Raw genomic sequence first — 14117 nt, 5'->3', positions numbered from 1 at the left:
TTGGATCAAAGAATACTCATTCCCATTAAAACAGAATATACAACCAGAAGTAAACCAACAATAATCTGAATTGTTTCAATGGTTATCTTTTTCAAAAATTTATTGCCCAAATAAGCTCCTGAAAAAGCCATAAAAACAGCAATAAACAATAGCTTGTAATTACTTTTGTCTAATTGATATTTATCCGTTGAGTAAACCGTTAAACGTACAATGTCGATACCACAGGCAATCACGATTCCGGTTGCAATGAAAGCTTCTTTGGAAAGACCGGCACGTATCAGAAAAGCACTGCGAAGCGCTCCCTGATGACCGGAAAGTCCGCCAAAAAAGCCGCTGAGCATGCCACCCAAAGGAATGTATTTTTTACTGAACTCTAAATGTTTCAGTTTTGGGATAAGTTCCATCATTGCAAAAAAGAACAGCAATACTGCGATGCAAACTTTTATCGGAGTAACAGTATAGGTGTTTCCCCAAGCTTCATAAGAATATAAAGCAGAAAGATGACTTATCTGCTTCAGAAGCATTGCGCCAAGAAAAGAAAACAAAACAGCCGGAATACCAAAACGAATGACAATCCCTTTATCAGCTTTTTTACCGATTAAAAGCAGCTTAAAGAAGTTGTTAAGCAAATGAACAATGGCGGTTAAAGCAATGGCAATTTCCACAGGAAAAAAGACTGCAAAAACCGGTAAGAGAATTGTCCCGAGACCAAATCCGGAAAAAAATGTTAATGCGGAACCTAACAGGGCTGCTAGGGCAATAATCAGAATGTCCATTGATAATTTACTAAATTTCTAAAGGAAATCATTTTCAAATACTAATACCAGCGCTTTTTCTTTTTCTTGGAAGCCTCTGATTTTCGCGAATTAGATTCTGATGTTTTCTTCTCACCCAGAGGTTTCTTTTTATTTCTGAAATCAGGCTTAGCATCCGGATTTTTTTCCTCTTCGCTCCATTGGAAAGGATGATCGGTTACTACTTTTACTTTTTGACGGGTTAGTTTTTCTATATCCTGCCAATAGGTTTTTTCATCTCTGGAGCAAAATGAAATGGCCATACCCGAATTTCCGGCACGACCTGTACGTCCGATTCTGTGTACATAGGTTTCCGGGATATTCGGTAAGTCAAAGTTAATTACATACGGAAGCATTTCAATATCGATACCTCTGGCAGCAATATCAGTAGCGACTAAAACAGTGGTCTCGTTTCTTTTGAAGCTTTCCAATACACGTTGCCTTGCACTTTGCGATTTATCTCCGTGAATGGCTTCAGCATGAATGTTTTGTTTCTTCAACGCTTTTACCACATTGTCCGCTCCGTGTTTTGTACGCACGAAAACCAATACGCTTTCCAGTTTCTCGCCTTGAATAATTTGATACAGAAGGTTTCTTTTATTTTCTTTATCAACAAAATAAACTTTCTGATTTACTTTTTCGGCTGTACTGGAAATAGGGGTAACGGAAACATATTCGGGTTTCGTTAAAAAACTGTCGGCCAACTCGCGAATGGCAATCGGCATAGTTGCGGAAAACAATAATGTCTGACGGTTATCCGGAGTAAGTTTGATGATTTTCTTCACATCATTGATGAATCCCATATCCAGCATCAAGTCGGCTTCGTCTAAAACCAAATGGTGCAGGTGATTCAAATCGATAAACCCCTGTTTGTTTAAATCCAATAAACGTCCCGGAGTGGCTACCAGGATGTCAACGCCTTTTTTTAATTGGTCAACCTGTGATGTTTGGTTTACACCTCCAAAAATCACCAGCGATCTTATGTTGGTGTATTTTCCATAGGTGTCAAAACTTTCGGCTACCTGAATAGCCAATTCGCGTGTAGGTGTAACTACAAGGGTGCGAATGTGTTTTACTTTACTTGAGGAACCGACGATGCGGTGTAAAAGATTAAGAATCGGAATAGCGAAAGCCGCTGTTTTTCCGGTTCCGGTTTGCGCACAACCGACTAAATCGTTTCCGTCTAAAATAATCGGAATGGATTTTTCCTGAATAGGAGTAGGATTGGTATATCCCTCATCGGTTATGGCGTGCTGTATGTTTTTGAGTAAATTAAGTTCGTTAAATAGCATAAAAAAACGATAGTGTTTAGTGACTATCGTTTGCAAAAGTACTCTAAAAATTCGAGATTGTTATTTATTCGATTTTGCTTTCATAAAATCGGTTATCAGATATGCAATTAATTTACCTACCAGATGGTTGTTTTTTTCTTCAGCCAAATCCGGAGCGCCTTCGCAAATGTGTAAATAGGAGGCATTTGGATTCTGACCGAAGTAATGCAGAAACTGACGCAACTGCTCTACTGAGAAACCGCTGAGTGTCATGGCACTGCTTGGAATATTCGGAATGGCATCCAGATCGATTTCAATTCCGAACGCATCGCCGCTGATGTGTTTCTCAGCAAGATCCATTTCTGATTCAAAACTTTTTTCTTTTCGGATAGCAATCTGTTCGTAAGTATTGTATTTTATTTTGTCTTCTGCTTTTTTAATACTTTCCAGGATACTTTTGGAAGTGTAGCTTTCGTGTAATCCGAAAATGAAATATTTTTTAAGAAAACCTTCTTCATAGGCATATGAAAATCCGTTACCGCTGTGGCGTCCTTCGAGTGCACGAAAATCGGTATGGGCATCAAAGTTTATCGCGTTTACGGGTTTTCCTTTGGCTAAAGCCAATCCTTTAATGTTTCCGTAGGCATTGTTATGACCGCCACCGATTATAATCGGAATTTTTCCGGCTTTTACAATTTTACAGATGATGTGTGAAACTTCTTTGTCAATTTTGTCAACCAGTTTAAAGAATTTCTTTTTGTCGTCTTTGTTATTAATGTTTAAAGTTTCGATTTCTTCCATTTCCGGTTTCACGTCTAATGTACCTAAAATCATCAGCCGGCTTCCTTTGCAAAAACGGTTATTCTGGATATTTACAATGCTTTTTAACGTGCTTTCCCATGCTGAAGCTGCTCCGGGACGACCTAAGTTAGCTCGTACTCCGATATCTTCGGGTACTCCGAAAAGTACAAAATCGGCATCGCTGCTTTCAAGAAACTCCAAGGTGTCCATTTCTTTAGGTACCGTTTGAATCCGTTCCCCAAATTTAATTTCAGTGTTTCTGTGACTTGTGATTTTGGTTAAATCGCTTATTGTAAAACGGATGAGTTTCTCCATAAAAAACTAAAAATAATGCATTCAAAAATACTATTTTATCTAAAACTTCGTTTATTAATTTAGGTTTAAATGAAAAAAAAATTAAATTTGAAGAAAATATAAATACCATGGAAAATCAAAAAAGTAATTCTAGTTTAAAAGCTATTATCATTGTATTAGCATTATTATTATTGGGAAGTTTGGGATATATGTATAAAATGAGTACTGATAACCAGACAACTGAGAATAAAATAATGTCAGAAAAAGAAAAATTAAGTGAAGAATTGCAGGCATCGATTGCTAAATATGACGAAGCAATTGCGGCCAATACGGAACTTTCTGATGAACTGTCGGCAGAAAGAGAAAAATTGGTGCAATTAAAAGCCGAACTAGAAAAATCTCAGGGAGACGCTGCATCTATGGCTAAGTTTAAAAATGACTATTTACGTTTAAAACGCGAAATGGACAACTTAATAAAAGAAAATGATGCATTGAAAAAGCAAAACGAAACGCTTACTACGCAACGCGACAGTACGCAAGTTGTATTGGAAGACACTCGTAAAGTTCGCGATACTTTAGTTGCTACAAACGAAAACCTGGCTAAAACGGTTGAAAAAGGGTCCAAATTGTCGGTTTTGAACCTTCAGACAATGGCTGTTAAACAAAGAAGTTCAGGAAAACAAATTGATACAGACAAAGCAAGCAGAGCCGATGTGTTAAAAATCAGTTTTATGATTGCGGAAAATCAAATTGCAAAGTCAGGAGACAAAACTTACCATATTCAGGTAATCGACAGTAAGAATAATGTTTTAGGAGATAAAAAAACCGAATCTTTCGGTGAAAAAACATTAACGTACAGTTTTGAAAAAACAGTTAAATACGAAAACAAAACAGTTCAGGTATCACAAGATTTACCGGTTAAAGATATTGAAGGAGGAATATTCTATGTAAATATCTTTGATAAAGGGGAATTGGTTTCTAAAACAAGTTTTACTTTAAGATAATTAATTCTTCTTAATAGAATAAAAGGCTGTCATTTCTGGCAGCCTTTTTTATTGTTTTTTTTACTGATTCACAGATTAAAAAATGAAGGGAAATCTGTGGAAGTATGATGAACGGAATAGTTTCGGAATTAAATCAACTGTCCTTCAATAATAACCTGTTCAATCAGATTACTTCCAAAAGCATAGGGAATCTGGTAGTAGGACGTAAGCGGTTTGGTGATAATAATATTTGCCGATTTTCCTTTGGTTATACTCCCGTGAGTATCGGAAATTCCCATGGCATAAGCTCCGTTGATGGTGGCCGCGTTTATGGCTTCTTCCGGAGTCATTTTCATTTTAATGCAGGCTGTTGCCACAACAAAATTCATGTTCCCCGATGGCGTTGTTCCCGGATTGAAATCGGATGCCAATGCTAACGGTAATCCTGCCGAAATCATGTGACGTGCCGGAGTATAAGGGATGCTGATGAAATAAGAGCAGCTTGGTAAGGCAACCGGCATGGTTTTGCTGTTTTTTAAAGCAATAATGTCTTCATCGGTTACAATTTCAAGATGATCTACAGAAAGCGCTTCATGTTTTACGCAGGCCGCAATTCCGTTGATGGCTGTAAATTGATTGACGTGAATTTTTGCGGTCAGGCCGAATTGTTTTCCGGCTTCCATGATCCTTTCGGTTTCTTCTACGGAGAAATAGCCGGTTTCAAGGAAAGCATCGATATAATCGGCTAAATTTTCTTTTGCAATTCTGGGAAGCATTTCATTGATAATCAAATCGATGTAAGCCAAATGGTTTTCTTTGTATTCCGTTGGAAAAGCATGTGCGCCCAAAAAAGTTGCTTTGATTTTGATCGGATAGTTTTGGGAAAGTCTTTTGATGACGCGGAGCATTTTCAGTTCGCCTTCCACCGTTAAACCGTAACCCGATTTGATTTCTACAGCTCCGGTTCCCTGCTGCATTACCTCTTCCAAACGGACTTTCGATTGGTTGTAGATTTCCTCTTCGGATGTCGCATTAAGTTTTTTTGCCGAATTTAAAATTCCGCCACCGCGATTGGCAATTTCTTCATAACTCAATCCGTTAATACGGTCCACGAATTCCTGCTCACGATTCCCGGCATAAACAATATGAGTGTGGCTGTCAACCCAAGTAGGTAAAACAGTTTTTCCTGTTGCGTCAATTACCTGATCGAAGGTGTCATTTGGACAATTGTGCATCGTTCCGAAATCGGCAATCCGGTCGTTTTCAATCACTAAAAAAGCGTTGTCAATTTTTGGTAAAACCGCCATTTCTGCTCCGGAAACTTTATCGATCGTATTTTCACGAACCTGTAAAAGTTCTTTTATATTTTTTATAAGGATTTTCATTGTCTTAATTTTTCTGTAAATGTAAAATGGAATTTCAAAAACTCCTATCTTTATGACAAATTATTCGGTTTTGAGAAAGATAAAATATAAAAAAGGGCGTAAAACCCAACCCAATTTTTACGAATACACGGGTATTCATCGCACAGATTCCGTGGAAATGCAGTTGTTTGTATATAATGAAAATCAGTATCAGGAATTCAAAAATATCCATATTAACAGGGTTGGAGAAACACTTACTAATTCACTTCACATAAATGATATTAAATGGTTAAATGTACACGGATTACATGATGTTAATTTAATTAAGGATATTGGGGATTTGCTTCAGGTGGAGCCTTATATAGTGGGTGATATCCTCAATACAACACGCCGTTCCAAAATGGAAGAATTAGGTGATACCCTCTTTTTTACCATCAAATCAATTTTGCCTGAAGAGGATCTGAACTACTTGCGGGTGGAGCAAATTAGTTTCATATTAAAAGAAAATCTGCTGGTTTCTTTTCAGGAGAAGAAAAGTGATTTTTTTACGCATATCCGGGAACGTATCAGAACAAATGCGGGAATCGTCTGCAAAAAGAAAAATGATTACCTGTTGTATCTGATGCTGGATGCAGTTATGGAAAACTTCTACATCACCATCGAAAATTATGAGGATAGGATAGAGGTATTAATGATTGAAGCAAAAACCAATCACAAACAGGATGTTTTGGTGCGGATTGAGAATAACCGTGAGAATCTCAATTATCTGAAACGAGCCATTGTTCCGCTTCGCGATGCATTGTTTAGTCTGAAAAGTTTTCAGGATGATAATGAGTATGACGGAATTGAAGCTGCGAATTACACTTTTTTCGCCCGTTTGCATCAGAAATGTCTGGAGCTTCTGGAGCAGATTGACTACGATTTGACTTCATTGGACAGTGCTTCTCATTTTCACTTTTCGGCGCAAAGCCAGCGGATGAATGAGATTATGAAAACCCTCACCGTGGTTTCGGTTGTATTTATACCACTAACATTTATAGTTGGGGTTTATGGAATGAATTTCGATTATATGCCCGAGCTGCGTTGGCACAACGGTTACTTTCTTATAATGGGATTTATGTTTTTAATTGTCGTAGGGATGTTGTTTTATTTCAGGAAAAAGAACTGGTTTTAAACCATGTCTTCGGGTTTTACCCAGGCATCAAAATCTTCCGCAGAAACATAGCCCAACCGAACAGCCTCTTCTTTTAAGGAGGTTCCGTTTTTATATGCTGTTTGAGCAATTTCGGCAGCCTTGTAATAGCCAATTTTCGTATTTAAAGCGGTAACCAGCATCAGTGAATTATCAACCAATTCCTTGATTCGGATATAATTCGGTTCGATTCCTTGGGCACAATGTTCATTGAACGACATACAGGCATCTCCTAATAATCTTGCCGATTGAAGAAAATTGGCAGCAATCAGCGGTTTGAAAACATTCAGTTCGTAGTGTCCCTGAGCGGCACCTATTGTAATGGCAACGTCATTTCCCATGACCTGAGCACAAACCATGGTTAAGGCTTCGCATTGTGTGGGGTTTACTTTTCCGGGCATGATGGAAGAACCCGGTTCGTTTTCGGGTATCAGGATTTCCCCGATTCCGGAACGCGGACCCGAAGCCATCATTCGGATATCATTCGCAATTTTATTTAACGAAACTGCCAATTGTTTCAATGCTCCGTGTGTTTCCACCATGGCATCGTGAGCGGCCAGCGCTTCAAACTTGTTTTCAGCGGTTTTAAAAGGCAGTGCGGTGAATTTGGAGATGTAATCGGCCACTTTTATGTCGTAGTCTTTAGGGGCGTTTAAACCGGTTCCTACGGCTGTTCCGCCCAACGCTAATTCGGATAAATGAGCTAATGTGTTTTGTATGGCTTTCAATCCGTGATTTAATTGTGAAACATAACCCGAAAGCTCCTGACCTAATGTTAGGGGAGTGGCATCCATTAAATGGGTTCGACCGATTTTTACCACACCTTTAAAGGCTTCCGATTTTGATTGTAGTGTGTCACGAAGCTGTTCAACTCCGGGAATGGTGGTTTCAATTATGATTTTATAAGCCGCAATGTGCATGGCTGTCGGGAACGTATCGTTGGAGGATTGTGATTTGTTTACATCGTCATTGGCTTTGATAAAAGGTTCATCACCAATTTTATTTCCGGCCAAAACCTGAGCCCGGTTGGCAATAACCTCGTTCATATTCATATTGCTTTGCGTGCCCGAACCAGTTTGCCAAATAACTAACGGAAAATTATCATCAAGTTTTCCTGACAGGATTTCATCACACACCTGAGCAATGGCATCGCGTTTTTCAATAGGTAAAACCGCCAAATCACAATTGGTGTAGGCCGCCGCTTTTTTTAAATAGGCAAACGCTTCAATGATTTCTTTGGGCATGGAAGAAGGTTCGCCAATTTTGAAATTGTTTCTGGAACGTTCAGTCTGTGCTCCCCAGTATTTTTCTGACGGAACACGTACTTCTCCCATAGTATCTTTTTCTGTTCGGAAGTCCATGATATATTTATTTTTATCTAAATTTAGTGAATATCAATCGTTTAATGAGTATTGTTAAAATAATTTTAAGAGAACTGTTGTTGGGGCGGATATTTACACGTATATTTGGCCTGAATTCATAAAATTCCGGAAAACATGTTTGAATTTAAACAGTACTTAGGCTTTTTACTTTTCTTAGGAATCTTTTTAACAGGATTCTGGTTAATGCTTTTCTTGGTGAACTTCGTGTTCTACTGGGTAGGAGGAGCATTATGGGAAGGATTTAAAGAGAAAAGAAATCGCAAAAACAATGAATAGTTAGAATTCTAACTTTCATAAAAATAAAAAAGTCCCGATATTCGGGACTTTTTTTAGTTTTAACCTCCAATGAAGTCTTCACTTTCACCGGCAGTTTTAGGTAGTTTGTCTTTATCTGTTTTCTTCTTATTGAAACGATAGGTGAACGATAAGTTGATTTGTCTTTCACGTCCCTGCATTTCTGTATGTGCTATAACAGAGTTTAAATTACTGTCGAAAATTCTTTTTCTTGAATTGAACAGGTCATTCACGTTAAGTGTAAAGGTTCCTTTATCTTTCAATACATCTTTACTGAACGCTAAGTTTGCGGAAATAACACCTAAACTGGTACCTTGTGCGTTGGTTTGTGGCGCATTATACGTTGCGTTAGTTTGCCAGTCGATTGCATAAGGTAACGTTATTTTTGAACTGATACGTGTAAACCAAGTATAGGCAACATTGTCAAAATTCTGAACCACAACTTGGTTTTGATAGTCTGTGTATGTATAATCTCCCTGTGTTTCATTTCTGAAGAAATTGAAATTTCCGTTTAATTTCCACCATTTGAAAGGGGTGTAGTTCAGGGTGAATTCAAAACCGGCTCTGTATTCGGTTGCCAGGTTAATCGGTGTTGTTTCGATTACAGGAATCCCATCTACAAAATCTCCGGACTCTCTTTGAATAAACTGAAAAGAATTCTCAGTATGATTTAAATAAGCGGAAGTGCTCAGTGTTAATTTATCCCATTGTTTCATATATCCCAGATCAAAAGCATTTGTCATGGAAGGATCAATATCCGGGTTACCCTTGAAATAGGCTATATTACTGGAGTAATTTGAAAACGGGTTAATAAGACGACCTCTCGGACGGTTTATTCTTTTACTGTAATTAACACTGATGCTGCTTTTTTCACCTAACTCATAGGTTAAGAATGCACTTGGAAATAAGTTGTTGTACTTCTTATTATTGAACTCGTTTGTAGTCAGTAAATTAATATCGATGTTGGAATCTTCAAAACGAAGTCCGGCCAAATAACTGAATTTGCCGATTTTACCACCGTATTGCGAATAAATCGCGTTTATTTTTTCCTTATAATCCAACTTATTCGTTAAGTCGGTATTGATAGTACCTGTGTTTGTGTTAGGGTCAATATTTTCCAATACAGCGTAATCTGTCAGCATATTGGAAAAATCACCGCGATATCCGGCTTCGAATTGTCCTTTTCCGATAGGTAAAACGTAATCGGTCTGTACCATCGTACGGTTTTGTTTCTGATTGTTTTTTGTTCCTGTTATTACTGAACCTGAATTATCATCCAACGTTTCTTCAATCTTGGAAAAATCATTATCATGATTTCCGGAAACCGAAAAATCAGCCGTTAATTTATGTCCTTCTTTGGCGAAATTTTTTGTGAAGTTCGTAGAGTAATTGATGTTATTGCTCTCGTTGGTTTGGTCGTTATAACGATTTCTGATGTTGATTAGTTCATGATTTTCATCATAATTATAGTAGGTCACATTTTCCGGATTTCCTCCCTCATTTTTTGAAAACCCTATAGTATTTGTCCATGTTAAGGATTTACTTAAATACCATTCCAAACCGAAATTGTTGTTCTTCCCTTTTCTTTCTCGGTCGTTTTCTCTCATTTCATCAATGAAAGTGGGTGAACCCGGGTTAGGATCTAAATATTCCGAATTTCTTAAAAAGTTACCCGGACTGATGCTGTTGTTATACCCAAGGTTGGTGAAAAAGTTGAAATTTTCGGCTCTGAAATTAAAATTAGCCGTTAAACCATAATTTTGAGGATGTCCAACGGTTCCTGTGACACTACCGTTAATACCTTGGTTTTTTCCTTTTTTCAGGATGATGTTTACGATACCGCCACCACCTTCCGATTCATAACGGGAGGACGGATTTGTAATTACCTCGACTTTGTCAACAGAATCGGCCGGAAGCTGTTTTAAGGCTTGTGCGACGTTTACACCAATCATTCCGGATGGTTTTCCGTCAATCAGGATTTTTACGTTTTCATTACCTCTTAAACTTACGTTTCCGTCGACATCTACCGAAACAGAAGGTACATTGTCCAATACATCGCTGGCGGTTCCGCCTTTTACGGTCATGTCTTTACCGACGTTGTATACTTTTTTGTCGAGTTTAATTTCAACGGTTGATTTTTCGGCAATGATAACCACTTCATCCAATTGTTTAGAATCTTCCGTAACGGCAATTACTCCCAGATTTGTGTCGGAATTGATTGCCTTATCTTTGAATTCAACGGTTTTGAAACCTAAAAATTCGATTTTGATATAATACACTCCGGCTGGAACGTCAAAGGTAAATTCTCCTTTTGCATCAGTCATTCCCCCCGAAACTAAAGAAGGATTTTTGGTGTTTTGAGCATAGACGCTGGCATACTCTAAAGGCTGATTAGTAGATTTTTCAATAACTTTTCCGGTCACTTTTACTTTTTGTGTTTGCGGTTTTTGTTGCGCAAATGAAAAAAGCGTTGTTAACAGCACCAAAAAAGTTACTAAAGAATTGATCTTTTTCATGTGTAATAGGTTTGATTTGCTTCTTAAGACTGCTAAATTACTTTTTGGTTTATGCCGTAATTCCCAAATCTTTGTTAAAACAATCATGTAACGGTTCTAAATAATTGTCAAAACTTTTTCGATGGGTCTGCCAATTACTGCCTTATCGCCGTTAATAATGATAGGTCGTTCAATCAACACCGGATTTTCTGCCATAATGGTTATTATTTCCTTATCTGAAAGAGTCTTGTCTTTGTAATTTTCTTTCCAGAGCGTTTCTTTTGTTCGGACTAATTCAATCGGTTTGCAGTTTAATTTTTTGATTATCGCGGTTAGTTCTTCAACTGTGATATTCTCGTCAAGGTATTTAACGGTGTTGAATTCAATTCCTTTTTCTTCTAAAAAGCAAACGCCTTCTCTGGATTTGCTGCATCTCGGATTATGATAAATGGTAATCATGATTATATATTTTTTTCAAAAGTACTCCTTATAAATTAAAAAATGAAGTACCTTCGATGTAACAAATTCTGCCGTAAATACACCAATTTCTAAAATGCCATTTATGTTTATTGAACAGATAAAAAACAAAGATTTCAATTTCATTCTCTATTTACCGATTCTGTTAGGATTCTCTGCATTAATGCTGACCAATTATTTTATGACTCAGGATATAAGTAGCGAAGTCTTGATGCAACAGATGATTGAAGAATGGGGTTCCAATATTACTTTTGTTTTTATAGTTATTCCGTTGTCTTTAATGTGTCTGGGATTGCTGTTTTGGGTGAAATTCATCCACAGACAAAGTGTTCGAAGTTTGACTACAGCAAGAAAAAAGGTGGATTGGGGCAGGGTGTTTTTCTCTTTTGGATTGTGGGGATCGGTTTCTGCAATTTTATCGCTGGTAGCTTATTTTTTGGCACCGGAGGATTTTGTGGTTACTTTTGAGCCGGTACCTTTTTTTACTTTTTTGCTATTGGCCGTGATTTTAATCCCGTTGCAGACCAGCTTTGAGGAATACCTGTTTCGAGGATATCTGATGCAGGGTTTGGGTGTGATAACCAACAGTCGGTTAATTCCGTTTCTGACCTCTTCCGTTTTATTCGGACTAATGCATATAGCGAATCCTGAAGTGGGAAAATTGGGCATGACAATTATGATTTTCTATATAGGAACCGGATTTTTTCTTGGGATTATAACCTTAATGGATGATGGATTAGAGCTTGCCTTAGGATTTCACGCTGCCAATAATTTAGTAGGAGCACTTTTGGTTACGGCTGATTGGACTGCCTTTCAGACGAATTCGATCTTAAAAGATATTTCAGAACCTACAGCCGGATTTGATGTTTTGATTCCGGTTTTAGTGATTTTTCCGATATTGTTGTTCGTGTATTCCAAAAAATACGGTTGGACCAATTGGAAGGAAAAACTAACAGGGAAACTTGTTGAGTCTGCAGATGTTGAAACTATTGGAATGTAATGAACAGCCTTCTGAAAATACATCCGGACTTTAAATTCAATGACCGACACTATAATGAGGATGAATTTTGCTTTTTTGCTAAGGAATTAGCGCACTCTGATAAAGGGTTTGAGCAGGAATTGTCTAAATTTATTCTGGAATGGTTTAATGAAAACGAATTTGTTCAGGTCACCACTTCCGGAACAACAGGAACTCCTAAAGCGATCCAATTAAAGAAAGAAGCCATGATGAATTCCGCTTTGGCTACGGCTTCTTTTTTTGAATTAAGCAGTAATTGTAAAGCCTTGCATTGTTTGCCGATGCAATATATCGCCGGAAAAATGATGCTGGTTCGTGCTTTGGTACTGGGTTGGGATTTAGATTTTATCAAACCGGATTCCCATCCGCTTGACGGAAATACAAAAAACTATGATTTTGCGGCGATGGTTCCGCTTCAGGTGGAAAATTCATTGGCACAGCTGCATAGGATAACGAAGGTAATCATTGGAGGTGCAAAACTGAATGCTGCCTTGATTGATGCGTTAAAACAAATTCCGACAGCCATTTATGAAACTTACGGGATGACAGAAACCATCACGCATGTAGCTGTTAAAAAGATTCAGGATGACGCTTTTTCGGTGTTGCCGGATATTACCGTTTCAACCGATGACAGAAATTGTCTGGTTATTGATGCACCAAGATTATCCGATTCTAAAATTATTACTAATGATGTGGTGGAAATTTTGAACGGAACTAAGTTCGTATGGTTGGGACGTTTTGATAATGTGATAAACAGCGGAGGTGTGAAGCTGTTTCCGGAAAAAATAGAGGAGAAGCTCAGCGGTAAAATTCCGCATCGTTTTTTTGTTATTGGTAAACCGGATGCTTCTTTGGGTGAAAAACTGATTTTGGTTGTTGAAAGTAATCCTTATGAAATAGAAACTTCGGTTTTTGATGGTTTGGACAAATACGAAAAACCGAAAGAAATACTTTTTGTACCTCATTTTTCGGAAACCGAAACCGGGAAAATCAAACGTGCCGAATCTCTAAAATAAGTCAAACCACAAAGTAGTTGCTTTTGCAGTTCACATCGCCCATACGACGAAGGTTAAGCTTACTTTGTGGTTATCTTTAGAAAAAAGTTGTTTTACTTTATTATTGCTGCATTTTAAAGTAATAATCAGCCGAATGTTTTCCGCTTCCGTAGAAAAGGAAGAATATACAAACTAACAATGAGATTGATGAAAGCATGAAGTTCGGTGTACTGAATGGTCCTATAAAATTCACGGCAACTGCTCCTAATAATATCGGTAACTGTGCCCAAATGGCCCATCTTGTAAGCAAACCGAAGACAATCATTATTCCTCCCATCATGTGTGCGGAAGCGATGTAATGAATTAACAACATTTCACTTCCAAAATTCTGCATCGAGTTCAAAATGATATCGTGAAGGTAATGTTTGTTAGTGATAAAAACCCCTCCCATAACAATTAGGAAGACTCCAAGTGCCATCCGCAACATGTCCAGTGGATAACTGGTATGTGCATTAGCCCATTTGTTTAAATTTTTTACAGTATCCATAGCTTCTCTGATTTGATTAGTCCTAAATTATTAATAACGAACTACTTAATGCAATTTTTTCGTTAAAAGGAACTTTAAAATCGATGAAATGTATATTTGTATGGAATTGGCTATGAATCGAAATAAATAGATCGGAATCGGTTTGTGAGAGTAGTAAAAATAAAAAATCCCGAGTGTTTTCGGGATTGATTATTAGTCTTTTTTATAAGT

At 37.6% G+C, this 14117-nt stretch carries 12 protein-coding genes; 4 read left to right on the top strand and 8 right to left on the bottom strand.

The features are described 5' to 3' along the window. Nucleotides 1–5: 5 nt before the first annotated feature. The 3 genes from FLJC2902T_RS07590 to FLJC2902T_RS07580 are packed head-to-tail and all read right to left on the bottom strand — an operon-like array spanning nucleotide 6 to nucleotide 3181. Entirely contained in the window at nucleotides 6–776 is a 771-nt protein-coding gene (locus FLJC2902T_RS07590; protein ID WP_023579216.1) for a sulfite exporter TauE/SafE family protein, read from the bottom strand. Between the two features lie 41 nt (nucleotides 777–817). Continuing rightward, nucleotides 818–2086, bottom strand: a complete 1269-nt coding sequence (locus FLJC2902T_RS07585; RefSeq protein ID WP_023579215.1) for a DEAD/DEAH box helicase — start codon at nucleotides 2084–2086, stop codon at nucleotides 818–820. Between the two features lie 60 nt (nucleotides 2087–2146). Beyond that, nucleotides 2147–3181 (bottom strand): formimidoylglutamase, encoded by a 1035-nt coding sequence (locus tag FLJC2902T_RS07580; protein ID WP_023579214.1) that lies wholly within the window; start codon nucleotides 3179–3181, stop codon nucleotides 2147–2149. A 107-nt stretch (nucleotides 3182–3288) separates the two neighbouring features. On the opposite strand from FLJC2902T_RS07580, the gene FLJC2902T_RS07575 reads away from it, so the two are divergent. Then, nucleotides 3289–4164 carry a hypothetical protein gene (locus FLJC2902T_RS07575; protein ID WP_023579213.1) on the top strand — a complete coding sequence of 292 codons (876 nt, stop codon included), beginning with the start codon at nucleotides 3289–3291 and terminating at the stop codon, nucleotides 4162–4164. 128 nt (nucleotides 4165–4292) lie between these two features. Here the strand turns inward: FLJC2902T_RS07575 and hutI are convergent, their stop codons facing one another. Further along, the gene (gene hutI / locus FLJC2902T_RS07570) at nucleotides 4293–5528 is read right to left on the bottom strand and encodes an imidazolonepropionase (protein WP_023579212.1); all 1236 of its coding nucleotides are present in this window, start codon (nucleotides 5526–5528) and stop codon (nucleotides 4293–4295) included. 70 nt (nucleotides 5529–5598) lie between these two features. Here hutI and corA point away from each other — a divergent pair, with 70 nt between their 5' ends. Continuing rightward, nucleotides 5599–6681, top strand: coding sequence for a magnesium/cobalt transporter CorA (gene corA / locus FLJC2902T_RS07565; protein ID WP_035678011.1), 1083 nt, complete (start codon nucleotides 5599–5601; stop codon nucleotides 6679–6681). Here the strand turns inward: corA and fumC are convergent. From fumC to arsC, 3 genes are all read right to left on the bottom strand, one after another. Next, on the bottom strand, nucleotides 6678–8060 hold the full coding sequence (fumC, locus tag FLJC2902T_RS07560) for a class II fumarate hydratase (protein ID WP_023579210.1): 1383 nt from the start codon (nucleotides 8058–8060) through the stop codon (nucleotides 6678–6680). The two genes, corA and fumC, sit on opposite strands and share 4 nt — an antisense overlap. Nucleotides 8061–8416: 356 nt before the next feature. After that, nucleotides 8417–10891 carry a TonB-dependent receptor domain-containing protein gene (locus FLJC2902T_RS07550; RefSeq protein WP_023579208.1) on the bottom strand — a complete coding sequence of 825 codons (2475 nt, stop codon included), beginning with the start codon at nucleotides 10889–10891 and terminating at the stop codon, nucleotides 8417–8419. Nucleotides 10892–10987: 96 nt separating this feature from the next. After that, on the bottom strand, nucleotides 10988–11329 hold the full coding sequence (gene arsC, locus FLJC2902T_RS07545; RefSeq protein WP_023579207.1) for an arsenate reductase (glutaredoxin): 342 nt from the start codon (nucleotides 11327–11329) through the stop codon (nucleotides 10988–10990). Between the two features lie 103 nt (nucleotides 11330–11432). On the opposite strand from arsC, the gene FLJC2902T_RS07540 reads away from it, so the two are divergent. Together FLJC2902T_RS07540 and FLJC2902T_RS07535 are read left to right on the top strand one after the other, a co-directional pair. Then, nucleotides 11433–12347, top strand: coding sequence for a CPBP family intramembrane glutamic endopeptidase (locus tag FLJC2902T_RS07540; RefSeq protein ID WP_035677799.1), 915 nt, complete (start codon nucleotides 11433–11435; stop codon nucleotides 12345–12347). Then, nucleotides 12347–13381 carry an AMP-binding protein gene (locus tag FLJC2902T_RS07535; RefSeq protein ID WP_023579206.1) on the top strand — a complete coding sequence of 345 codons (1035 nt, stop codon included), beginning with the start codon at nucleotides 12347–12349 and terminating at the stop codon, nucleotides 13379–13381. The genes FLJC2902T_RS07540 and FLJC2902T_RS07535 overlap by 1 nt, the downstream gene beginning before the upstream one ends. A gap of 100 nt (nucleotides 13382–13481) precedes the next feature. On the opposite strand, the gene FLJC2902T_RS07530 is transcribed toward FLJC2902T_RS07535, so the two are convergent. Then, nucleotides 13482–13907 (bottom strand): DoxX family protein, encoded by a 426-nt coding sequence (locus tag FLJC2902T_RS07530; RefSeq protein ID WP_023579205.1) that lies wholly within the window; start codon nucleotides 13905–13907, stop codon nucleotides 13482–13484. Nucleotides 13908–14117 lie beyond the last annotated feature (210 nt).

The sequence above is a fragment of the Flavobacterium limnosediminis JC2902 genome, assembly GCF_000498535.1.
In the GTDB taxonomy this organism is placed as follows: Bacteria; Bacteroidota; Bacteroidia; order Flavobacteriales; family Flavobacteriaceae; genus Flavobacterium; species Flavobacterium limnosediminis.
Note: the sequence above shows the minus strand (reverse complement) of the source record. Positions and strands in the feature narration are given on the sequence as shown.